This window comes from Tessaracoccus lacteus (genome assembly GCF_029917005.1).
GTDB classification, from domain to species: domain Bacteria; phylum Actinomycetota; class Actinomycetes; order Propionibacteriales; family Propionibacteriaceae; genus Arachnia; species Arachnia lactea.
Map to the genome: position 1 here is coordinate 15,978 of NZ_CP123967.1, position 21,069 is coordinate 37,046.

Sequence of the window (21,069 nt, forward strand, 5' to 3'; positions counted from 1 at the left end):
GGCGCGAACCCTCCCTGCCGCCCCACCCCCGCCGGGTCCCTTCGCTTCACCCTCCCCTGCCAGGTCCCTTCGCAAACGCCAACGAAAAACCCCAGACGCCAACGATGTACACGGACGCCAACGATATTTGCGTGTTTATCGTTGGCGTACGTGGATTTCGTTGGCGTCTGCACGGAAGCGACGGCGGGGTCATGCGGCGGCGCAACGGGGTCAGCGCGACGGGGTCAGCGCGACGGGGCCAGCGCAAGGGCGAGCGCGACGGGGCCGCGCCGTTGTGCACGGGGTCAGCGCTGGGGTGCAAGGATCTGGGCGTGGAGTGGATCGTTCTGGGCGTCGCGGCGCTGATCGTCGGCATCTCGAAGACGAGCTTCGGCGGGCTGGGGTCGCTGGCCGTCGCGTTGTTCGCGCTCGCGATGCCAACCAAGGAGTCGACGGCGGCAGCGCTGATACTGCTCATCACCGGCGACGTCGTGGCAGTGCTGCGGTACAGGAAGGCGGCCGACTGGCGGCTGCTCCGCGCGCTGCTGCCCGCCGTCATCCCCGGGCTCCTGCTCGGCGCCTGGTTCCTCTCCCTCGTCGACGACCTGGTCCTCAAGCGCTCCATCGGCTGGCTGCTGCTGGCATTCGTCCTGATCCAGCTGGGCTGGCAGCTGATGGCCTCGCGTCGGCCCGCAGCCGAGGCGACAGACGGCGTTCCGCACCGCGCGCTGTCCATCGGCGCGGGTGTCGCTGCAGGGTTCACGACCATGGCCGCCAACGCCGCCGGTCCCGTCATGGCGCTGTACCTCCAGCTGGCGAAGGTGGAGAAGCTCCGGTTCCTCGGCACCGGCGCCTGGTACTTCTTCATCATCAACCTGACGAAGGTGCCGCTCAGCGCGTCGCTGGGGCTGTTCACGCCGACGGTCCTGACGACGGCCGCGGCTCTTATCCCCGTGGTGGTGGTCGGGACGTTCATCGGCATGCTGATCATCGGCCGCATCCCCCAGCGGGCGTTCGACATCATCACGCTGCTGGCCTCGGTCGTCGCCGCCGGCGCTCTGCTTGTTCTCTGACGCGGGGAGAACGCCTCGCTTGTTTCTCTGAGGACGGGAAATGCCTCGCTGCGCTCGGCGCCCTTCGACGGGCCTGTGCTGAGCTTGTCGAAGTGCTCAGGGAAACCGGGTCGTTGAGCTTGTCGAAACGCCCTGAGCGCAGCGAAGGGTCCTACCCGACCCCGCCTCACATCGAAGGGGCCCACGCGACACCGCCTCGCTGCGCTCGGCGCCCTTCGACAAGCTCAGGGAACCGAGGACAGCTCAGGGAACCGAGGACAGCTCGGGGAACCGTAGGGATCCACGTCGGAGGGCGGAGCCGGCACGTCGGTGGTGCCGCCTATGCTCGACTGAACGACGCGAGGAGACGGACATGAAGTGGATCGACCACACCATCTGGTGGCAGGTCTACCCCCTGGGGTTCTGCGGGGCGCCGATCCGCACGGGGGACCACTCCCCCGCGCCGCGGCTGCGACGGCTGTACAACTGGCTGGACTACATCATCGAGTTGGGCGCCAACGGGCTGCTGCTAGGCCCGGTGTTCGAGTCCGAGACGCACGGCTACGACACCACCGACCACTACCGCATCGACGCGCGCCTCGGCGGCGACGAGGAGTTCGACCAGCTGATCTCCCGCGCGCACGAGCGCGGCATCAAGGTGCTCCTCGACGGCGTGTTCAGCCACGTCGGCTACCGCCACCCGCTCTTCCAACAGGCGCTCGTCGAGGGCCGAGACAGCGCGGCGGCACGGCTCTTCGACATCGACTGGGAGGCCGACGGCGGCCCACAGCCGCGCGTGTTCGAGGGGCACGGCGGCCTCGTCCGGCTCCGGCACGACGCGCCGGAGACTGTCGTCTTCGTGACCGACGTCATAAACCACTGGCTCGACCGAGGCGCCGACGGCTGGCGCCTGGACGCCGCCTACTCGGTGCCCCCGCAGTTCTGGGCGAAGGTGCTTGCCGGCGTCCGCGAGAAGCACCCCGACACATGGATCCTCGGCGAGGTGATCCACGGCGACTACCCGGCCTTCGTCTCGCAGAGCGGTGTCGACTCGGTCACGCAGTACGAGCTGTGGAAGGCCATCTGGTCCAGCCTGAAGGACGAGAATCTCTACGAGCTGGACTGGTCTCTCAAGCGCCACAACAAGTTCCTGGAGACCTTCACTCCCAACACCTTCATCGGTAACCACGACGTCACGCGGATCGCCAGCCAGGTCGACCAGCAGAAGGCTGTCGTCGCGGCCGCGCTGCTACTGCTCCTCGGAGGCATCCCGTCGATCTATGCGGGGGACGAGCAGGGCTTCACGGGCGTCAAGGCCGACACCGTCGACGGCGACGACGCCGTTCGTCCGCCCTTCCCGCCCTCCCCATCGGAGCTCCTGCCGTTCGGTGAGCCGGTGTTCGAGGCCTACGAAGCCCTGATCGGCATCCGCCGCCGGAATCCGTGGCTCGTCAACGCCCGCGTCGACCGCCTCGACCTCGACGACTCGCAGTACCGGATGTGCGTGTACGCCACGGACAGCGACGAGTTCCTGGTGCTGCACCTTGAGCAGGGCGGCCGGCACGTGAAGGTCTACCGCGGCGAGCATGACCTCCTGTGGTCCACCTACTCCTGGAGCGGTGCGATCGCCTGAGGTCTCACTCCTGAGACGATGTGGGTATCGCGGTGGGCTGCAGGGTCGGCGGCACGGACGAGCTCTGCACATCGCCGGCCGACTCGGAGCCCTCCGGGCTCGGCGATGGCGATGCGCTGGGCGACAGACTCGGCGACGGGGACACGCTCGGCGACGGCGACTCGTCGGGCGTCGGGGACGGGCTCGGCGATGGCGACTCGTCGGGCGTCGGGGACGGGGTCGGCGACGTCGACGCGCTCGGTGAATGGCTGTGCCGGCGCGACGGGCTCTCGCTGGCGCTCGGCTTGGCAGTCGACGAGGCACGAGTCCGGCTCGAGGAGGGATTCTTCGAAGGGGTCGCAGATGCGGCGGCAGGCGTCTTCGTCGCTGTCGGGGACGCGCCGGCAGTCGGGGCGGTCGTGTACTCGGCCCTGCTCAGGTCCACGACCGTCGGTTTGCCGTTGAGCCACGGAATCGGATCGGTGAACTGCCCGTCGACGATGACTTCGAAGTGGAGATGGCAGCCAGTCGAGTATCCAGTGGACCCGACGAGCCCGATCCCGTCGAGCACCTCGACCTTCTGCCCGACGGCGACCCCGATCGCCGAGAGATGGTTGTACGTCGTCACCACACGGTGGCCCGAGATCATGCCGTGGTCGATCTTCACCTGCACCCCGTTGCCGCCGGCCCACCCCGTGAACACGACTGTGCCGGCGCGGGCCGCGCCGACGGGGGTGCCGCAGGCGGCCGCCCAGTCCTGTCCGGTGTGCAGCTTCCAGTAGCCCAGGACCGGGTGGAGCCGCATCCCGAACGGCGACGTCGCCCTCCCCACGACGGGCCTGGTGAGCAGCCGGTCGGCGTCGATGTGCCCCAGGTCGGCGACCCTCGCGGTGGCGATCGTGGCGGGGGCCGTCGGCAGGGGCACGACCGACGGGGTCCCGTCAGGCTGCGCGACCTCCGGGGTCACGGCGCTGAACGGATCGAAGGAGGGGGTGGACGCCGCAGGGGCGCTGGGCAGGCCAGGTGCCTCGGACAGGTCCTGGGACACCAGCGCGGGCCGGCTGACCGACGGTGCGGGAACGGCCGTCACCGCGACGTCGGGATCACCCCCCGACAGAGCCATCGCCGACACCAGCGCGCAGGCCCCGACCACCGACCCGACGGCCACCAGCCGCCCCACCCAGGTGCCGTCCCGGCGGGCGAATGGGGCCGCGTGACGCCCGCCCTCGGACGCAGCACCGTTGAGGTCGAAGACCTCGCTGGTGTCCGATCCGTGTCGCGGCTGGGGCGTCGGCTTCATCGTCTTGTGGATCGTCAGGTGGTCTCGAAGTCGACGGTCAGGTGCGCCGAGACCTCGACATCGGCCGGGTCAAGGTCAATCTGCGGCGCTGAACCCCCTCGTTGCATGGGAGCGGACATCGCCCTGGCGAACATCGGCGCGCCGTCGTCACGGATGCTCGTCGGCTCGATCCTCCGGTAGCCGGCGGCCGACGCGATCCAACCGGCGCGCTGCCGCGCGTCGCGGAACGCCTCGCCGATGACCTCAGGCTGCTGCTGGGCGATGGTCTCCTCGGTCAGCTGCCAGTCGAGCCCGACGACGCGGACGCCTCGCGTGGCAGCCAGCTCGCCCAGCAACGGGCCGACGACCGACAGGTCGTCGAGCCGCACGGATCCGCGCACCTCGGCCGAGTGCTGAGGGGTGCCCGGATTCCCCTGGGAGTCGGTGCCCGCCCCCGCCCAGGTCCGCAGCGAAGTGAGCTTGAGGTCGCGGCCACGACCGTCGGCGATCGCCTCCTGCAGGCGGGCGCGCAGCCCGTCCGTCGTCCGCGCGGTCTCCGCGACAACCTCGTCGCGCCGCGGCCCCGTGAAGCCCGTCGTCAGCGTGACGACGACGCACTCCGCCGGGAGCCTGAGCTGGCTGACCCCCGTCACCGTGATCCTCATGGGGCCGAGTCTAGGCAGCAGTCGCGGCCTGCGGGAGTGGTCCCGACGAACCGTGCAGACGCGCTGGGCGAAACGCGCATCGGCGTTGCGGGTGCGCGTGAAAGGCTGTTGACATGATCATTCCCGACGACAAGGACTGGACCTGGGTTCTGGAGAAGAGCTGCGCGGACTGCGGCTTCGACCCTCAGGCCGTGGCATTCAAGACCATCTCGACGACGGCCCGCTCCATCACCGAGGAATTCGCGGAGCTGCTGGGCGACGCGACGCTCGAGCAGCTCACCGACCGCCCGGACGACGCGACCTGGTCGCCGCTGGAGTACGCGGCCCATGTCCGCGACGTCTGCCGGATCATGCACGCGCGCCTCAACCTGATGCTGGTCCTCGACGACCCCGACTTCGCGAACTGGGACCAGGACATCACGGCCGAGTCGCAGCACTACCGCGACCAGGACCCCGACGAGGTCGCCGACGAGTTGGTGGCGGCCGGCGACGCGATGGCCACGGCCCTGGCTCTGGTGCGTGACGAGCAGCTCGGCCGCTCCGGCAGGCGGTCCAACGGATCGCGGTTCACCGTCGAGACGCTGGCGCAGTACTTCCTGCACGACCTCGTGCACCACGCCCACGACGTGGGCCTGTCGACCGCCTAGCCGTAGGTGTCGCGGGGCCCCCTGCCCTGCACTGCGCGCGGGCCCTTCTTCCAACTCGGCGCCCGGGGGCCGCGGAACTCGACGCGCAGCACCGTCTGCTCCCCGAGCGCCCGGTTCAGCTGGGCGACGAGCTGCGATGCGGCATACCGCATCGCCGTTGCCCACGAGGTCGAGTCGCAGTCGACGATGAGCACGCCGTTCTCGTAGAAGACGGGCTTCGAGTGCTCCGCGTTGGACTCCCCCACCAGGTCCGGCCATCGGCGCAGCACGGTGGACAGCGAGATGCGTTTCTTCCAGCCGCGCTCCCGCACCACCTGGTCCAGGACATTGCCGATCAACTGAGGATCACGGTCATCCGGGTGCGCCCCGGACCTCTGCTGCTCGACGGGACGTGCCGGTCGACGGGGAGTGCGCGGCTTCGTCGGCTCGGGCAGCACCACACCGTACTCCGCGGCCTCCACCGCGGCGCGGGCAATCTCCGAGGCCAGCTCAAGGCCCGTCGGATCGTGCTGCTCACTCACACGCCGAGCGTACCTCCACCCGTCCGCACCCAGACTTGGGCGAGCCCATCCACCCCGTGAACTACGCATCCCACAAGGCATTACACCGATAGGGTGACCCTCGACAGTTGAGCCGTCCACCAGATCGGTGGGCCTCATGAGAGGAACCCATGCCCCCCTTCGGTTCTGGCGGAGCCCTTCCCGTCATCGCCATCTCCGCCGTCATCGGCCTTATCGGCGGAGCAGGCGGCGCCTTCGCAGTGCAGTCGCTCGGCGACTCGGCTGTCCGGTCCGGGAGCCCCGTGCACGGCTGCCTGGACGCGGCCGCCGGCACGCTCTCGCTGCAGTCCGGGTCCGACTGTGCCGACGGCCAGGTCGCCGTCGTGTGGCAGACCCGTGAGGCCGACGCCGGTGAGGCGGGTGCCGACGGCGCAGATGGTGCAGACGGCCAGGATGGCGCGACAGGCGTCGACGGCGCGGATGGGGAGGCCGGGGCCACAGGAGGGACGGGTGCAGCCGGAGCCACCGGCGCAACCGGACCTACCGGGGCCACTGGCGCCACGGGCGCGACCGGGGCTACCGGCGATGCTGGCAGCGCCGGCGCGACGGGCGCTCAGGGCAAGGCCGGCTCGACCGGAGCAGCCGGATCCGACGGCGCGGACGGCGCCGACGGTGCGACGGGTGCAGCCGGAGCCGCGGGCGCCAAGGGTGACGCGGGAGCGACCGGGGCTACCGGCGCGGCCGCGTGGTCGACGGTGTCCGACTGGGATGCCACCACCCCCTACACCCCGGGGCCGCCGGCTTCACTGGTGCGCTACGCGGGCGGAACCTGGGTCGCCGCCCGGGCCTCCGTCGGTTCTACGCCGACTGTCGGCGGAGCCGACTGGGTGCTCATCACCGCGATCGGGCCGCAGGGCCCACAGGGCATCCAAGGCATCCAGGGTGAGAAGGGAGACACCGGAGCAGCCGGACCTGCCGGCGAGGCGGGTGTACCCGGAGCGACGGGCGCAACCGGGGCCACCGGCCCCACGGGTGCGGCCGGAGCCGCCGGCGCAACCGGCGCTGCAGGAGTCAACGGGGCCGATGGCGAGACCCCCTGGCTCTATGAGGGCGCCTACAGTTCGACCGCCACCTACACCGGCGACCTCCCGGCGTCGGTGGTCACCCACCAAGGCAGCACCTACATCGCGGTAAAGAGCGGAACCTTCTCCGACATCCCCGTCACCGACAGCTCCGCCTGGTCGGTCCTCGCCGCAGCCGGAGCCACCGGCGAGACCGGCCCGCAGGGGACGACGGGAGCGGTGGGACCGGCCGGGACACAGGGCCCGAAGGGCGACAAGGGCGACTCGGTCCTGCCCCCCGATTGGGGAACCGGCGGCAACGCTGCCGCGGGCAGCGGGGATGCTTGCACCATGGGCACCATCAGTCTGACCGCCGGTTCAGTCGGCGTCGGTACTCCAGCTAGGGGCCAGATCCTCGCCATTGCTCAGAACCAGGCGCTGTTCGCGCTCATCGGAACGACGTACGGCGGCGATGGCTGGACCACCTTCGCGCTGCCCGACCTCAGGAACGCAGCGCCCTACGGCCATACCTACCTGATCTGCACGATGGGCATCTTTCCCAGCCAGTCCTGAGCAGTAGTGTCATGAAGGCCCGATCCGCCACTCAGCGGGTCGCCCTCAGCAGTTCAGGAAACGGTGCCCGCGGAAACGGTGAAGCGGTGCTCTGCCGGGAACTCGGGCACGTCGGCGCCCACCGCGGCGGTGATCAGCACCTGCTCCGCATCCTCAATCGCGTGCGCCAGCCGCTCGCGGCGCGACGCGTCCAGCTCGGCGAAGACGTCGTCCAGGACCAGCACGGGCTCGACGCCGTCTTCGCGGACGAGGGTGAAACCGCCGAGCCGCAGCGCCAGCGCGAGCGACCAGCTCTCGCCATGCGACGCGTATCCCTTGGCGGGAAGATCGCCGATCGACAGCTCCACGTCGTCGCGCTGCGGGCCGACGAGCGTAACGCCGCGCCGGATCTCCTCGGCCCGTGACCGCTCCATCGCGTCGAGGAGGCGTCGCTCCAGCTCGGCGCGCACGTCGCTCGACTCCGGCACTCCCCCGAGGTCGAGCACGGTCTTGTAGACGGCGTCGATCCGGTTGTTGACCGGGGCGATGGTCTCGTAGGCGCGCTGGGCGTGTGGGAGCACGTCGGCCAGGGTGTCGAGGCGGGCGTGCAGGAGCTCGGCCCCGATGGCGGCCAGCTGCTCGTTCCAGACCCCGAGCGTGAGTTCCTCGTCGCCCGCGGCTGGCCGCAGGGATCGGCCGGACATGGACTTGAGCAGGGCGTTTCGCTGCTTGAGGACCCGGTCGAGGTCTTGGCGGACGCCGGCCATGCGGGGCCAGCGGGTCACGACGAGCGAGTCGAGCCAGCCCCGTCGGTCAGCCGGGTCGCCCCGCACGATCGCCAGATCCATCGGCGAAAACACGACGGTGCGCAGGGCTCCGATCAGGTCACGGGGCCTGGCCAGCGGGGCCCGGTTAAGGCGCGCGACGTTGGAGCGTCCGGTGGTGATCTCGAGCTCGAGCGTGACGATGCGGTCGTCGTGGCGGCCGGCCTGCACCTTCGCCCGCACGATGGCCGACTCCGCGCCTGAGCGGATCAGAGGGACCGTCGCGGCGACCCGGTGCGACGACATGGTCGAGAGGTACTCGACGGCCTCGACCAGGTTCGTCTTGCCCTGGCCGTTCGACCCCACAAACACCGTCACCCCGCTGGAGAGACCCAGCGAGGCGGTGGCGTAGTTGCGGAAGTCGGTGAGCTGAAGCTCGGTGACGAACACCGATCAGTTCGGCAGGCGCATCAGCATGATCACGTGGCGGTAGTCGAGCAGCGGGTCGCCGTCGATGCTCGCCAGGCCCATGATCAGGCAGGGCTTGCCGGGCAGGGTGAAGGAGAAGTGCGCGAACGGCGCGTCGAGTGCGGTGAGCGCATCGAGCAGGTAGTGCGGGTTGAAGCCCGCGTCCGTGATGCTCTGCTCGTCTCCGACGATCTCGACTTCTGCCTCAAGGGCCTCGGAGGCCTGTGCCTGGTCGCCGGTGGCAGCCTCGAGCGTGATGTGGTCCTCGTTGATGCGCATGCGCAGCGGCGTGTTGCGCTCGGCAACCAGCGCGACGCGCTTGACCGCGGCGAGCAGGTCGGCGGTGCTGACGCGTACGGAGACGGAAGCCTGCACGTCCATCAGGTGGCGGACCTTCGGGAAGGCCTGGGACAGGAGGCGGGTCGTTGCCTCGCGGGAGCCCTTCGCGCCCTCGCCGATGAAGCCGGCAAGGCCTTCGCCCTCGGCCTGCGTCGTCGAGAGCGAGATCGTCACGTTCTCGCCCGAGGTCATCGACTTGGCCGTGTCGGCGAGCACCTTGCCAGGCACCAGCACGTTGCCCTCGACGCCGGGCGACGACGGGTTCCAGGTCAGCTCCTTGAGCGCCATGCGGTAGCGGTCGGTGGCCAGCAGGGACAGGTTCTCGCCGTCGATCTCCAGCTTCACGCCGGTGAAGACGTTCAGCAGCTCGTCGCGGCCCGCGGCGACGAACACCTGCGCGACGGCCTTCTCGAAGTCGGCGGAGGCGACGGTGCCGGTCTGGGTCGGCATGTCGGGGAGCGTCGGGTACTCGTCGACGGGCAGCGTCTGCAGCGTGAACCGCGCTTGGCCACACGTGAGTTCGACCTTGGAGTGGTCCGCGACCATGTCGACGGGCTTGTTCGGCAACGACCGCGCGATCTCGTTGAGCAGGCGGCCTGAAACCAGCACGGTGCCCTCGTCGTGCACGGTGGCCGGCATCGTGACCTTCGCCGATGTCGTCGAGTCGAAGCTGCTCAGCGTCAGGCCGTCTCCGTCGGCCTCCAGCAGCATGCCCGCCAGGATCGGGGCCGTCGGGCGGCTGGGGAGGCTGCGGGCCACCCATGCCACTGCATCGGCCAACGCATCGCGGTCAACTCGGATCTTCACGAAGGTCCCCTTTGGGTCTGTCGAAAGGTTCGAGGCGGACACGAATATCCCAGCCTCACGGTCGATCATAGCCAAGGAGCGCCGCCCGCGCCGTCGACGTTGGCGCGTGGCGGGCTTCAGTCGACGGCTATCGACTCAAGGACGTTCATCCGCGCCGCCCTGCGGGCCGGGCCGAGGGCTGCGAGGACGCCGACGAGGGCCGCCGCGACGACGAAGACCACGAGCTCGAGCCAGGGGATGCTCAGGATGTCGATGCCACGGTCGGCCAGCAGCGTCACCAGCGAGACACCGAACACCAGCCCGAGCACGACGCCAAGCACCGCGCCAAGGGTCGCGACGATGACGGACTCCAGCGTCACCATGCGCCTGAGCTGCCTCCGGGTGAGCCCGACAGCGCGCAGCAGGCCGAGCTCGCGGGTGCGCTCCATCACGGACAGGCCCAGCGTGTTGACGATGCCGATCACGGAGATGATGACGGCCAGCGCGAGCAGGGCGTAGACGACGGCGAACAGCTGAGCGAACTGGTCGATCCTGGCCTGCGTGTACTCGGCGACATCCGACACGGCGACGGTCGGCAGGTCCGCGACCGCCGACTGCAACTCGTCCTCCACGGCCGAGCGATCGGCGCCGGCGTCGGCGTCGGCGAAGACGACGATGTGGGTGACCAGCGAGTCGCCTTCGAGTGCGGCGAACGTGTCGGGCGCGACGATGATCTCGCCCAACGCGGGGCGTGTTCCGCCGTCGTGGAAGCCGGTGATCAGGACCTGGGCCGAGCCCTTCGCGCCGGCCAGGTCGATGACCTGGCCGATGGTGAGTCCATGGTCGGTCGCGTAGTCGGAGTCCACCAGCGCGGGCGCGACGCCTCCCTCGTCGTCGAGGGACCCGGCCACCACGTCGAGGCTGGTGCCGTCGACGATGGCCTCGCGGCTCGCCCCGCCGAGGGTGACCTGGTCGACGTCGCCGCCGACCCGCACCGCACCCCGCCGGTAGCCATAGGCCTTCTCGACGCCGTCCAGGCCCTTGACCGTGTCGAGCACCCGCGCGTCGAAAGGCTCGTAGGCGACAGGAGCGATGATGAAGTCGCCTCGCTGGTCCTCGGTCAGACGCCGCTCGAGCGAGGTTGTGGTGCTGGCGGCGAGGATCGCGACGGCGCTGACCAGCGCGACGCCGATCATGAGCGTCGCCGCGGTCGCCGCCGTCCGGCGCGGCTGCCGCACGGCGTTGAGCTGGGCGAGCCGGCCAACCTCTCCGAAGGTCGCCCGGAACAGCCCTCCGAGCAGCCACACGACGGGGCGGCCGACGGCGGCCGCCGACATCACTACGCCCACCAGCAGCCCTGCGACGCCGAGCCCCAGCCACACGAGTGGCTGCGGGACCGGCAGGAGGGTGGCGCAGACGATGGCCGCCGCGCCGAGTTCGATCAGGGCGATGCCCACGTACTGCGGGCCGCCCAGCCTCTCCGGTCCCGACTGCGAGGAGGCGGCCATGGCCTCCACCGGCCGCATGGCGGACGCGCGGAACGCGGGCACGAGGGCTGCGACGACAGTCACCGCGACACCCACCGCGTACGAGGCCACTACGGACTGCCAGGTCAGCTGCGGCACCGTCGGGCCGAGGTCGATGCCGAGGCCGCGCATCACTGCCAGGATCCCCCACGCCAGCCCGTAGCCGACGGCCAGGCCGAGCGTCGCGGCGGCGAGCCCGACGACCAGCGCTTCAGCAAGGACGGAGTTGCGGACCTGACGGCGGGTGGCTCCGACCGCGCGCAGCAGGGCCAGCTCGCGGGCGCGCTGGGCGACGAGGATCTGGAACGTGTTGAGGATCAGCAGGGTCGCGACCAGCAGAGAGATGCCGGCGAAGACGAGCAGGAAGATGTTGACGAACCCGAGCCCCACGTCGAGCTGGTCCTGCGTCTCGTCGGCCAGCTGGGACCCGGTCTGCACCTCGAAACCGGCTCCGACAAGCGGGGAGACGTCGTCGGCGACCTGATCGGCGTCGGCGCCCGAGCCCGTCTCGATCCAGACCCCCGTGTAGCCGGCCTGACCGTCAAGAACGATGGCCCGCGCCTCGGCGAGCGTGAAGAACAGGTAGCTGGCCCCGGCCGTCGCCCCGTCGCCGTACGTGCCGGTGCCGACCAGCGTGTAGCTCCGGATCCCGTCGAAAGGCGTGGCGATCGAGACCTCATCGCCCAGGGAGTACCCGCCCCGCTCGAGGCTGGAAGGGTCGAGGACCACCTCGTCATCTGACTCGGGCGCCCTCCCGTCGACGATGGACGGCCCCGTCTGCCCACCCGCGGCCGGCGTGTCGTGCCAGTTGGACGCGATGCCGGGAGCGCCCGTGAACGAGATCAGGTTCCCATCGGAGTCCAGGGGGTAGACCGTGTAGGACGTGACCAGCCCCGTGGCGCGCTCCACGCCGTCCAGATGCGCGATGTCGCCGACGGTGAGCTCGTCGATCAGCGCAGACTGTTCGCCGCCGGATGCGATGGACGATCCCTCTGCGAGGACGTTGACGTCACCCACGGTGCCGGTCAGCAGCGCGTCGGCACTGTCGCGCAGCAGCCCGGTGAACAGGAGCGACCCTGCGACGAAGGCCACGCCCAGCACGATGGACAGCCCACTGAGCAGCAGTCGTACCTTGCGTGCCCACAGGGACTTGAGTGAGGTGCGCAGCATGTCAGTCCAGAAGCGCGCGCCGGGCGATGGATCGCTCGAGCGTCGACTCTTCCTCGGTCTCCTCCGGGCCGCGGTGCGCAGGCGCGCCGCCACCGTCGCGGTAGACCGACGCAGCCCTCGCCGACCCGGGCGCGGTGACCTTCCTGCCCGGTTCGCCGAGCTTGTCGAGGTGCCCTGAGCCTGTCGAAGGGATCCCGTCAGACACCTCGCTCCGCTCGGCGCCCTTCGACAAGCTCAGGGAACCACGTGGTTCGTTCAGCTTGTCGAAACGCCCTGAGCCCGTCGAAGGGAGAGACCCGGCCTCTTCCGACACCTCGCTCCGCTCGGCGCCCTTCGACAAGCTCAGGGAACCACGTGGTTCGTTCAGCTTGTCGAAACGCAAGCTCAGGGAACCACGTGGTTCGTTGAGCTTGTCGAAACGCCCTGAGCCTGTCGAAGGGTCAGACCCGACCGCAGCCCCCAGGCGCGGGTAGATCCGCGACATGGCGCCGAGAAGGTCGTCCTGTGAGGCGCCGCGGACCTCGTCGATGATGCGGCCGTCGGAGAGGAACACGACGCGGTCGGCGTAGCTGGCAGCGTGCGCGTCGTGCGTGACCATCACCACGGTCTGACCGAACTCGTCGACGCTGCGTCGCAGGAAACCGAGGACCTCAGCGGCTGAGGTGGAGTCGAGATTGCCGGTGGGCTCGTCAGCAAAGACGATGTCCGGTCGGTTGATCAGCGCCCTGGCGCAGGCGACACGCTGCTGCTGGCCACCGGAGAGCTCCGAGGGCTTGTGCGAGAGCCGGTCCCGGATGCCCAGGACGTCGACGAGGCGGTCGAACCACTCCTCATCGACCCTCCGACCGGCGATCGACAGCGGCAACACGACGTTCTCGCGCGCGGTCAGCGTCGGAACTAGGTTGAAGGCCTGGAAGACGAAACCGATGCGTTCGCGGCGCAGCACGGTCAGCGGGGTGTCAGCCAGCGACGAGACGGCAGTTTCCCCGATCCAGACCTCCCCCTCGGTCGGCGTGTCGAGGGCGGCCATCAGGTGCATCAGGGTGGACTTGCCTGACCCGGACGGGCCCATGATCGCGGCGAATTCCCCCGCGACGATGTCGAAGTCGACATGGTCGAGCGCGGTGACGGTCGCCGAGCCCGAGCCATAGGTCCGGGTGAGGCCGGCTGCTCGTGCTGCGAGGTTCATCCGGCAAAGGCTAGCAGCGGAACTTCAGCGCTCAGGAGCGCGTCGGTCCAGCCGCAGGCAGGGCCGTCATGCAGCGTTCTCATCCGGCTGGTGGACGCCGAAGACGTTTCCCTCGGTGTCGAGAAAGTAGCCCTGCCAGGCCATGCCGGGCAGCGCTGCCTTCGGCAGGGCGACGCTCCCCCCGGCGGCGAGCACCTTCTCGGCCGTCGCGTCGAAGTCGTCGGTGCCCATCGTCAGCACCGCTCCGTTGACCGAGCCGTTGGGCTCGACGCCGTCGTGACGGAGCATCAGGGCTCCGTTGATGCCGGCCTCCTCCTCCTGGCCGGCGATGGCACCGAAGTAGGGCTGGCCCGCGTAGTCGGTGTAGTCCTCGTAGGTCCAACCGAAGACTGTCGCGTAGAACGCCTTGGCCCGATCCATGTCGTCGACATGGATCTCGAAGTGGATGGGCTTGGGCATGGGATCCTCCTGGGGTGGGCTGCAGACAGCCTGTCATGCGGCCCGTCCAGGGCGAGGATCTCCACAGAGGTGACTTTGAGTTCCTTCTCGTTAGTTACATAACAGCATTACTAGTAGGGGCTGTGGATGCTGTGGATAATCGGCGAAAGAGCTTGTCATCTCGTCAAGGAGGCTGTTGGCGGGCTGTGGACAGCTCGGCAGTGATCCGGGGAGGACATGTGGACTACTCGGAGGCCGAAAGTTATCCACAGGCCAGTCCCCAGATGTGAGGCACGGGTTGCCCCCAGCCTCTGTGGATAACTTTCACCCCGGTTCCCTGAGCTCGTCTCCCGGTTCCCTGAGCTCTCCACCCCGGTTCCTGAGCTCGTCTCCCGGTTCCCTGAGCTTGTCGAAGGGCGCCGAGCGGAGCGAGGCGATGGACTGGCGGGCAGGTTGGGACCCTTCGCTGCGCTCAGGGCGTGTCGAAGTGCTCGTGCTGAGCGTGTCGAAGTGCTCAACGACCCGGAGACGCAGACAGACCGCGGGGGCTACCCCGCGGCCTGTGGACAGCTTGCGTCTACGACTGCTTGATCTGGTTGGTGAGCTCAGTGACCTGGGTGTACAGGTCGCGGTCCTCACGCATCTTGTCGCCGATCTTGCGAACGTTGTGCAGGACGGTGGAATGGTCGCGCCCGCCGAACCTGGCGCCGATCTTGGGCAGCGACAGGTCCGTGAGCTCACGGCACAGATACATCGCGATCTGCCTGGCCGACGCGATGGGGCCCACGCGGCTCGACCCGGTGAGGTCGTCCAGCGAGATCCCGAAGTAGCGGGCGGTGGCATCCATGATGGTCTGCGCGTCGGCGGGTGCCGCGTCCTCCGGCATGAGGTCGTTGAGGACCCCCTCGGCAAGCGGCAGGGTCATCTCCTGCTGGTTGAGGCTCGCCAGGGCGGCCACGCGGGTCAGCGCGCCTTCCAACTCACGGATGTTCGTCGGGATCCGCGACGCGATGAGCTCGAGCACCTCGCTGCCGGCAGTCAGGCGCTGTGAGGCGGCCTTCTTCCGGAGAATCGCGATGCGCGTCTCGAGGTCAGGCGGCTGGATGTCGGTCATCAGGCCCCACTCGAACCGCGACCGGAGCCGGGGCTCGAGGGCCTCGAGCAGCTTCGGCGGACGGTCGGACGTCATCACGATCTGCTTCTGCGCGTTGTGCAGCGTGTTGAACGTGTGGAAGAACTCCTCCTGCGTCTGGATCTTCGACTCCAGGAACTGGATGTCGTCGACCAGCAGGACGTCGACGTCGCGGTACGAACTGCGGAACTCGGCCGTCCGGTTCGACGAGATCGCGTTGATGAAGTCGTTCGTGAGTTCCTCCGTGGAGACGTACTTCACGCGCAACTGCTCGAAGTAGCTGCTGACGTAGTGACCGATGGCGTGGAGCAGGTGCGTCTTGCCCAGACCGGAGGGTCCGTAGATCATCAGGGGGTTGTAAGACTTGCCGGGAGTCTCAGCGACCGCGGCGGCCGCGGCGTGGGCGAAGCGGTTCGAGGAACCCGCGACGAAGGACTCGAACGTGTAGCGCGGATTCAGCCGCAGCTCCTGGGGGCGCGACCGGGGCAGCATGGGCTGCGGAGCCAGCTCCTCAGGTTCAGCCGGGGCCTTGGTCTCCTCAAGAAGAACCTGGTCGGGTTCGATCATCACGGCGAGCCGGGTCGGTTGTCCACAAGCTGCGGACAGGCGCGTCTCGATCTGTCCGCGGAGCTTCGTCTCGATGCGTTCGCGCGTCATCTCGTCGGCGACAGCCAGCATCAAAGTGCTGCCGTGCATGCTCAGCGGCTGCGTTCGGCGTAGCCAGGCGCGAGACGAGATGTCCGAAGCGTCGATGACTTCCTGCCAAAGCACTGCCAGGTCCGGCATCGGTGATGCGCTCACCCCACCTACTTCCCGGCGTACTGACACGTCCGCCACGCTCCTAGTAGTTCAACAATCCACAAGGTTGTCCACAACAGGGTATAACTCTGGCGCAGCGGCGGTTCCGGCGGCCACCCCCTTGTGGACAACGCAAGAGCAGTACTAGAAATTAGTCGCCGCGGCGTGCGGACGCAAGACGGATACGGCATGCCTTCGGCGTGTCGACTGGACTACAGCAGTGTAGTTTGCAAGGTTTACCCGCTTCCCCGCCCTCGGGTTTGGACTCCGGGGTGTTTGCACCGTATCGTTGGACAGTCGCCGTTTTCGGCGGCAACTTCCCCTTGCCCAGAACGGGCAACTTTCACACTTCGAGTCTGAGGGAGTAATCCCATGAGCAAGCGCACCTTCCAGCCGAGCAATCGTCGCCGCAGCCGTACCCACGGCTTCCGCGCTCGTATGCGTACCCGCGCCGGCCGCGCCATCCTGAGCGCACGTCGTCGCAAGGGTCGCGTCGAGCTGTCCGCCTGAGTCCACCGCCGTCGTGCTGCCTGGGCCGCGCCGACTCAAGAAGTCGGACGACTTTGGCAACGCTGTGCGGCGTGGCTCGCGAGCAGCCACGCCGACCGTAGTGGTGCACATGGTGCGGCGCACCCTCCAGGATCCACCCGTGGAGTCACGGGTGGGTTTTGTTGTGTCCAAGAAAGTCGGCAACGCCGTGACCCGTAACCGGGTCAAGCGACGGCTGCGCCACCTCGTCGTCGACCTTCACGGCCCCGTCGGGTGTGACGTCGTCGTCCGGGCACTGCCGGGTGCCTCCGAGCACCCCGAGCGGCTCGCCGACGACCTCTCGTCCGCCTGGCGCCGCGCCGGACGCAAGGCAGACGCATGCTGAAGTACCCGCTGATGTGGTTCGTCCGGGGATGGCGCCGTTTCGTCTCGCCCGTGTACGGAGACGTCTGCAAGTTTCATCCGACGTGCTCGGCCTATGGCCTGCGCGCCCTCGAGGTCCACGGTGCCCTGAAGGGATCCGCGTTGACCGGGGCGAGGTTGTTGCGCTGCCATCCCTGGTCCATGGGCGGCGTCGACTATGTGCCCGGGACTCCCGAAGCGGAGGCCTGGGCCCGACAAGTTTCTGAAGAATCCCGCGGCGCCAAGCCGCGGACCAACATTGAGGTGGCCTAAGTGCTTGAGCTGCTGGTAACGCTGAATCTGTGGGACAGCTTCATGGGAGTGCTGTCCGCCATGATGCAGCCTCTGTACTGGGCTGTCTCCGGACTGATCGTCTTCTTCCACTGGCTGTTCACTCCCCTGCTGGGAGCCGACTCCGGCTGGAACTGGGTGCTGTCGATCGTCATGCTGACGGTCACGATCCGCACCCTACTGATCCCGCTGTTCGTGAAGCAGATCAACTCGGCGCGCAGCATGCAGCTGCTGCAGCCTCAGCTTGCTGAGCTGCAGAAGAAGCACGGTCACGACCGCGAACGCCTCGGCCAGGAGTCGATGAAGCTCTATCAGGAGGAGGGCGTCAACCCGATGGCCTCCTGCCTGCCGCTGCTGCTCCAGATGCCGATCTTTTTGGCGCTCTTCCGCGTGCTGCAGGGCGTCGCGTCCGGTCCGGTGCGCGGGTACTGGTTCAAGGAGAACCCGCACCTCGTCGAATCGCTGCAGAACGCGGACTTCCTCGGGGCCAAGCTCGCGGGCCATGTGCTGCCGCTGACGCCGTTCGGTGCGACGCAGGTCGTCGGCATCATCCTCGTGGTTCTCATGGTGGCCGTCTTCGTCGTCACGCAGCTGCAGATGACGCGCAAGAACATGCCGCCGGAGTCGCAGGTCGGGCAGGCCGCCCAGATGCAGAAGATGATGCTGTACATGTTCCCGTTCGTGTACGCCGTCTCCGCGGTCGTCGTGCCGATCGGTGTGCTCGTGTACTGGCTCGCGTCGAACACCTGGACCATGGGCCAGCAGGCCATCCTGATCCGCAACAACCCGGCGCCCAACACCCCGGCCTACATCGACTGGGAAGAGCGCATGATCGCCAAGGGCCGTGACCCGCAGGCCATCCTCGAGGCGCGTGCCGAGAAGCGCCGCAAGAACAAGAAGTCCGGCGGGATCATGGCCTCGGCCATGGGTGCGCAGAATGGCTCCGGCGAGGGTGAGAAGACGCAGGTCGTGCGTCAGCAGGTCACCCGTCAGACCGTCCGCACCGATGACGACGGCAAGCGTGTCGTCACCCGTCAGCAGCCGCGTCAGCAGAGTCGCGCGACGCGCAAGAAGAAGTAGGCCACAGATCCGCCCGCACGGGCAGAGTAGGACAGGTACATGTCGAACACCGAGACCGAGGCCCAGCTGATGGCCGAGGGTGACCTCGTCGCCGACTACCTCGAGGAGCTGCTGGACATCGCAGACCTCGACGGCGACATCGAGAACTCCGTCCAGGATGGTCGCGCCCACGTGGCGATCGACACCGAGTCGGAGCTGCTCGTCGGAAAGGACGGCGAGGTTCTCGACGCTCTTCAGGAGCTTTCCCGCCTCGTGGTGATGACCGAGACGGGCCATCGCTCGCGCCTCATGCTCGATGTCGCGGGCTTCCGCCAGCGCCGTCGGGCCGAGCTCACCGCGCTGGCGAAGGACGCGATCGCCGAGGTCAAGGAGACGGGTGAGCCCGTGGCCATGGCCCCGCTGAACGCATACGAGCGCAAGATCATCCACGACGAGGTCGCAGCGGCCGGCCTGGTAAGCGAGTCCGAGGGCGAGCCCCCGCGTCGTCGCGTCGTCGTCCGGGCCAGCTGACCCAACCCATGTCGAGCGAGCAGGAGGCGGCGGCGGCCATCAGGGCCGCCTACCCGCAGGTCGACGAGCAGTTGACGCGCTACGCCGAGATCCTCGGCGGTCGCGGCATCGAGTGGGGCCTCATGGGCCCCCACGAGGGCGACCGGTTGTGGCAGCGCCACGTCGGCAACTCTCTCGCCGTCGCTGACCTGATCAGCACGGGCCTCGACGTCGTCGACGTAGGTAGCGGGGCCGGGCTGCCCGGGCTGCCGGTCGCCATCGCGCGGCCGGACCTGCGGGTGACGCTGCTGGAGCCGCTGCTGCGTCGGGCCAACTTCTTGTCCCTGGCCGTCGAGGAACTGGGCCTCGAGGACCGGGTCGAGGTCGTGCGGGGTCGGGCCGAGGAGTCGAAGGCGCGCTTCGACGTCGTCGTGTGCCGTGCAGTCGCCCCGCTGGACCGACTGCTCAAGTGGACCGCTCCGCTGTTCTCCCGTGGAGGCCAGCTGGTCGCCCTGAAGGGCGAGACGGCCGAGGACGAGGTCCGAGAGGCGTCCAAGCAGCTCGCGGCCAAGTCGATGACCGCAGAGGTGCTGGAGCTTCAGGGCCTCGCCGGAGTCGAACCCACCAGGGCCATCCGCGTCCGCTGACCCACTGGTCGAGCAGACCCGCAGTCTCGCCTAGCGCGAGCTGCGGGTCTTGCTGTCCTAGCTCATACTGAGGGGCGCGTCGACAAGGGTGATCACGGCTCCGCAGAGGGCAAGTCCCCAGGTGATCAGCGCTGCGGCCCGGACGGGCACCCTCCGCGACACGAGGTCGCCAACGGCGATCCCGGCGACGAGGAAGCCCACCGAGGCAATCCACTCCCCCGGGCTGAGCACCGGCCAGGTTCCGGGGTCGACTGCCACCCGCGCTGCGACGGTGGCGGCCGAGAGGGCGATGAGGCAGGGCTGAAGGGTCGCGAGGAACGAGCGCTGCTCCCAGCCGGTGAGATCGCGTGTCGCGGTCAGCGCGACTGCCCCCACCCCAGCCACGCTCGTCATCACCCCGGCGATGCCGCCCGCACCGAGCAGCAGCCCAGGGCGTCGTCTGGGACTCGGGTCATTGGCACTCCTCAGTGAGTTACTTAACACTTAATAGGTATTAAGGTAGCAACAAGGTAACCCGTCCGGGCTGCGGGGGTCAAGAAGGACTTTCCTCCGAGCGGTACGGTGGCTGCGGATCCACGAGGGCCGTGGCGGCCTCGACCCGAGAGAGGAGGCGGAGATGGCAGGCAACGGAGTTACGCGCCGTACCCGGTTGTCCGGGTCTGAGCGGCGAATGCAGATCATCGAGGCAGCCGGTGAACTCATCTCGTTCAGCGGCTACTGGGCTGTGTCCTTGAACGACATCGGCGTTCGATGTGGGGTGACCAACGCGGCGGTCCTGCACCACTTCGGGTCAAAGGAGAAGCTGCTCATGGCAGTGCTAGCTCACCGCGACGAGGTCAATCGCATTGCCCTGGCGACCGGGCTGGGCGTCGAACGAGCAGACCTCTACGCCGTGCTTCCCACGATCGACCTGTCGATGATCTGTGCTGCCATGGTCCGGCGGAACGCCCAGCAGCCTGAGATCGTGCGCCTCTACGCCCTACTAAGCGCTGAGTCACTCGACCCCCATCATCCGGCGCACGAGTACTACCAGAAACGCGAGGCCACGGCGATTTCAACCTTCGCCTCTGCCAAGGCTCCGGGGGGCAACTCCCCCGAGCTCGCCCGGCTGGTGCTGGCGGCGATGGACGGTGTGCAGTTGCGCTGGCTTCGCAATCTCGATTCGATCGATCTCGTTGCCGACTGGGAGCTTGCCTCGCGCAGGATTCTCTCGGGTTCCTGAGGTGGCGAGGAGGCTTTGACCCCACGCACGCAACGACCGTGCGTCTCCTCGGCGGGTCTGTCCACATTCGTGATCCCGGCGCCTTCGTTGCGGGTCACTTGGGCCCAAAGGGACTCTGAAGGGTCTGCGTCCGGCGTCGGGACGTCCTGTGTCGCGGCACGTGCTACCTCGCTTGCCTGGCCTCGCGCTGGACACGAAGGCTCTCCCTCGACGAGCAGGACGCACCACCACAGGATCAGTTGCGCGCCAACGGCACGGGGACCTTCGACTCACGAGGGGCGTTTCACGTGGAACAGCCTCCGCAAGATAAAACGAGAAAACCATATATCGATAAACAGGTGAATATACTCTTTTGTGTCGCGAGCGCTCCCCCACTCCCAGGAGGCCTGACAAGCAGGGGCTGAGCGCGGCACAGACGTTCTGCTGCCTCGCACCCAGACTCGGAGTCCGTCGTGCCCCGCCGGGCGTTACGCGGGTTCTGTCTTCACTGGG

At 68.4% G+C, this 21,069-nt stretch carries 21 protein-coding genes; 11 read left to right on the forward strand and 10 right to left on the reverse strand.

Annotation, left to right across the window (positions count from 1 at the left end):
• Positions 1 to 311: 311 nt before the first annotated feature.
• Together QH948_RS00100 and QH948_RS00105 are read left to right on the forward strand one after the other, a co-directional pair.
• On the forward strand, positions 312 to 1,052 hold the full coding sequence (locus QH948_RS00100) for a sulfite exporter TauE/SafE family protein (RefSeq protein ID WP_281144967.1): 741 nt from the start codon (positions 312 to 314) through the stop codon (positions 1,050 to 1,052).
• Between the two features lie 352 nt (positions 1,053 to 1,404).
• A complete protein-coding gene (locus QH948_RS00105) occupies positions 1,405 to 2,664 on the forward strand; it encodes an alpha-amylase family protein (protein ID WP_281144968.1) in 1,260 nt (419 codons plus the stop codon).
• 4 nt (positions 2,665 to 2,668) lie between these two features.
• On the opposite strand, the gene QH948_RS00110 is transcribed toward QH948_RS00105, so the two are convergent.
• Together QH948_RS00110 and QH948_RS00115 are read right to left on the reverse strand one after the other, a co-directional pair.
• The gene (locus QH948_RS00110; protein WP_281144969.1) at positions 2,669 to 3,943 is read right to left on the reverse strand and encodes a M23 family metallopeptidase; all 1,275 of its coding nucleotides are present in this window, start codon (positions 3,941 to 3,943) and stop codon (positions 2,669 to 2,671) included.
• Positions 3,944 to 3,957: 14 nt separating this feature from the next.
• The gene (locus tag QH948_RS00115; RefSeq protein WP_281144970.1) at positions 3,958 to 4,587 is read right to left on the reverse strand and encodes an SIMPL domain-containing protein; all 630 of its coding nucleotides are present in this window, start codon (positions 4,585 to 4,587) and stop codon (positions 3,958 to 3,960) included.
• A 113-nt stretch (positions 4,588 to 4,700) separates the two neighbouring features.
• On the opposite strand from QH948_RS00115, the gene QH948_RS00120 reads away from it, so the two are divergent.
• On the forward strand, positions 4,701 to 5,234 hold the full coding sequence (locus QH948_RS00120; RefSeq protein WP_281144971.1) for a DinB family protein: 534 nt from the start codon (positions 4,701 to 4,703) through the stop codon (positions 5,232 to 5,234).
• On the opposite strand, the gene QH948_RS00125 is transcribed toward QH948_RS00120, so the two are convergent.
• Positions 5,231 to 5,755 (reverse strand): DciA family protein, encoded by a 525-nt coding sequence (locus QH948_RS00125; protein ID WP_281144972.1) that lies wholly within the window; start codon positions 5,753 to 5,755, stop codon positions 5,231 to 5,233. The two genes, QH948_RS00120 and QH948_RS00125, sit on opposite strands and share 4 nt — an antisense overlap.
• Before the next feature lie 149 nt (positions 5,756 to 5,904).
• Between QH948_RS00125 and QH948_RS00130 the strand changes: the two genes are divergently transcribed.
• Positions 5,905 to 7,368, forward strand: coding sequence for a tail fiber protein (locus QH948_RS00130; RefSeq protein ID WP_281144973.1), 1,464 nt, complete (start codon positions 5,905 to 5,907; stop codon positions 7,366 to 7,368).
• A 53-nt stretch (positions 7,369 to 7,421) separates the two neighbouring features.
• Here QH948_RS00130 and recF read toward each other — a convergent pair whose 3' ends face one another.
• The 6 genes from recF to dnaA all read right to left on the reverse strand — a co-directional run bounded on the left by recF (position 7,422) and on the right by dnaA (position 15,945).
• The gene (recF, locus tag QH948_RS00135; protein WP_281144974.1) at positions 7,422 to 8,561 is read right to left on the reverse strand and encodes a DNA replication/repair protein RecF; all 1,140 of its coding nucleotides are present in this window, start codon (positions 8,559 to 8,561) and stop codon (positions 7,422 to 7,424) included.
• Positions 8,562 to 8,564: 3 nt separating this feature from the next.
• Positions 8,565 to 9,725: a DNA polymerase III subunit beta gene (gene dnaN / locus QH948_RS00140; RefSeq protein ID WP_281144975.1), complete on the reverse strand. Its 1,161-nt coding sequence runs from the start codon at positions 9,723 to 9,725 to the stop codon at positions 8,565 to 8,567.
• A 116-nt stretch (positions 9,726 to 9,841) separates the two neighbouring features.
• Entirely contained in the window at positions 9,842 to 12,400 is a 2,559-nt protein-coding gene (locus QH948_RS00145; RefSeq protein WP_281144976.1) for an ABC transporter permease, read from the reverse strand.
• Position 12,401: 1 nt separating this feature from the next.
• Entirely contained in the window at positions 12,402 to 13,589 is a 1,188-nt protein-coding gene (locus tag QH948_RS14060; protein ID WP_348634935.1) for an ABC transporter ATP-binding protein, read from the reverse strand.
• Positions 13,590 to 13,655: 66 nt separating this feature from the next.
• Positions 13,656 to 14,048, reverse strand: coding sequence for a VOC family protein (locus QH948_RS00155; protein WP_281144977.1), 393 nt, complete (start codon positions 14,046 to 14,048; stop codon positions 13,656 to 13,658).
• 556 nt (positions 14,049 to 14,604) lie between these two features.
• The gene (gene dnaA, locus QH948_RS00160) at positions 14,605 to 15,945 is read right to left on the reverse strand and encodes a chromosomal replication initiator protein DnaA (RefSeq protein WP_281146217.1); all 1,341 of its coding nucleotides are present in this window, start codon (positions 15,943 to 15,945) and stop codon (positions 14,605 to 14,607) included.
• A 384-nt stretch (positions 15,946 to 16,329) separates the two neighbouring features.
• Between dnaA and rpmH the strand changes: the two genes are divergently transcribed.
• From rpmH to rsmG, 6 genes are read left to right on the forward strand one after another with little or no spacing between them, the layout of a single operon-like run.
• The gene (gene rpmH / locus QH948_RS00165; protein WP_212323775.1) at positions 16,330 to 16,467 is read left to right on the forward strand and encodes a 50S ribosomal protein L34; all 138 of its coding nucleotides are present in this window, start codon (positions 16,330 to 16,332) and stop codon (positions 16,465 to 16,467) included.
• A 13-nt stretch (positions 16,468 to 16,480) separates the two neighbouring features.
• Positions 16,481 to 16,831, forward strand: a complete 351-nt coding sequence (gene rnpA / locus QH948_RS00170) for a ribonuclease P protein component (protein ID WP_281144978.1) — start codon at positions 16,481 to 16,483, stop codon at positions 16,829 to 16,831.
• Positions 16,825 to 17,121 carry a membrane protein insertion efficiency factor YidD gene (gene yidD, locus QH948_RS00175; protein WP_281144979.1) on the forward strand — a complete coding sequence of 99 codons (297 nt, stop codon included), beginning with the start codon at positions 16,825 to 16,827 and terminating at the stop codon, positions 17,119 to 17,121. Before rnpA ends, yidD begins: the two co-directional genes overlap by 7 nt.
• A complete protein-coding gene (gene yidC, locus QH948_RS00180) occupies positions 17,122 to 18,219 on the forward strand; it encodes a membrane protein insertase YidC (RefSeq protein WP_438874104.1) in 1,098 nt (365 codons plus the stop codon).
• A 39-nt stretch (positions 18,220 to 18,258) separates the two neighbouring features.
• Positions 18,259 to 18,729 carry a Jag family protein gene (locus QH948_RS00185; protein ID WP_281144980.1) on the forward strand — a complete coding sequence of 157 codons (471 nt, stop codon included), beginning with the start codon at positions 18,259 to 18,261 and terminating at the stop codon, positions 18,727 to 18,729.
• Positions 18,730 to 18,737: 8 nt separating this feature from the next.
• On the forward strand, positions 18,738 to 19,355 hold the full coding sequence (gene rsmG / locus QH948_RS00190) for a 16S rRNA (guanine(527)-N(7))-methyltransferase RsmG (protein WP_281144981.1): 618 nt from the start codon (positions 18,738 to 18,740) through the stop codon (positions 19,353 to 19,355).
• A gap of 57 nt (positions 19,356 to 19,412) precedes the next feature.
• Here the strand turns inward: rsmG and QH948_RS00195 are convergent, their stop codons facing one another.
• The gene (locus QH948_RS00195) at positions 19,413 to 19,748 is read right to left on the reverse strand and encodes a hypothetical protein (RefSeq protein WP_281144982.1); all 336 of its coding nucleotides are present in this window, start codon (positions 19,746 to 19,748) and stop codon (positions 19,413 to 19,415) included.
• Between the two features lie 277 nt (positions 19,749 to 20,025).
• On the opposite strand from QH948_RS00195, the gene QH948_RS00200 reads away from it, so the two are divergent.
• Positions 20,026 to 20,577: a TetR family transcriptional regulator gene (locus QH948_RS00200; protein ID WP_281144983.1), complete on the forward strand. Its 552-nt coding sequence runs from the start codon at positions 20,026 to 20,028 to the stop codon at positions 20,575 to 20,577.
• The last annotated feature ends 492 nt before the right edge of the window (positions 20,578 to 21,069 follow it).

Coding starts and splice junctions, on each gene's coding strand:
- QH948_RS00200 (WP_281144983.1), top strand. CDS start 20,026: ATGCAGATCATCGAGGCAGCCGGTGAACTCATCTCGTTCAGCGGCTAC.
- dnaA (WP_281146217.1), bottom strand. CDS start 15,945: ATGCCGGACCTGGCAGTGCTTTGGCAGGAAGTCATCGACGCTTCGGAC.
- rpmH (WP_212323775.1), top strand. CDS start 16,330: ATGAGCAAGCGCACCTTCCAGCCGAGCAATCGTCGCCGCAGCCGTACC.
- QH948_RS14060 (WP_348634935.1), bottom strand. CDS start 13,589: ATGAACCTCGCAGCACGAGCAGCCGGCCTCACCCGGACCTATGGCTCG.
- QH948_RS00185 (WP_281144980.1), top strand. CDS start 18,259: ATGTCGAACACCGAGACCGAGGCCCAGCTGATGGCCGAGGGTGACCTC.
- QH948_RS00120 (WP_281144971.1), top strand. CDS start 4,701: ATGATCATTCCCGACGACAAGGACTGGACCTGGGTTCTGGAGAAGAGC.
- QH948_RS00105 (WP_281144968.1), top strand. CDS start 1,405: ATGAAGTGGATCGACCACACCATCTGGTGGCAGGTCTACCCCCTGGGG.
- yidD (WP_281144979.1), top strand. CDS start 16,825: ATGCTGAAGTACCCGCTGATGTGGTTCGTCCGGGGATGGCGCCGTTTC.
- QH948_RS00155 (WP_281144977.1), bottom strand. CDS start 14,048: ATGCCCAAGCCCATCCACTTCGAGATCCATGTCGACGACATGGATCGG.
- QH948_RS00110 (WP_281144969.1), bottom strand. CDS start 3,943: ATGAAGCCGACGCCCCAGCCGCGACACGGATCGGACACCAGCGAGGTC.
- rsmG (WP_281144981.1), top strand. CDS start 18,738: ATGTCGAGCGAGCAGGAGGCGGCGGCGGCCATCAGGGCCGCCTACCCG.
- QH948_RS00195 (WP_281144982.1), bottom strand. CDS start 19,748: ATGACGAGCGTGGCTGGGGTGGGGGCAGTCGCGCTGACCGCGACACGC.
- QH948_RS00115 (WP_281144970.1), bottom strand. CDS start 4,587: ATGAGGATCACGGTGACGGGGGTCAGCCAGCTCAGGCTCCCGGCGGAG.
- QH948_RS00130 (WP_281144973.1), top strand. CDS start 5,905: ATGCCCCCCTTCGGTTCTGGCGGAGCCCTTCCCGTCATCGCCATCTCC.
- QH948_RS00145 (WP_281144976.1), bottom strand. CDS start 12,400: ATGCTGCGCACCTCACTCAAGTCCCTGTGGGCACGCAAGGTACGACTG.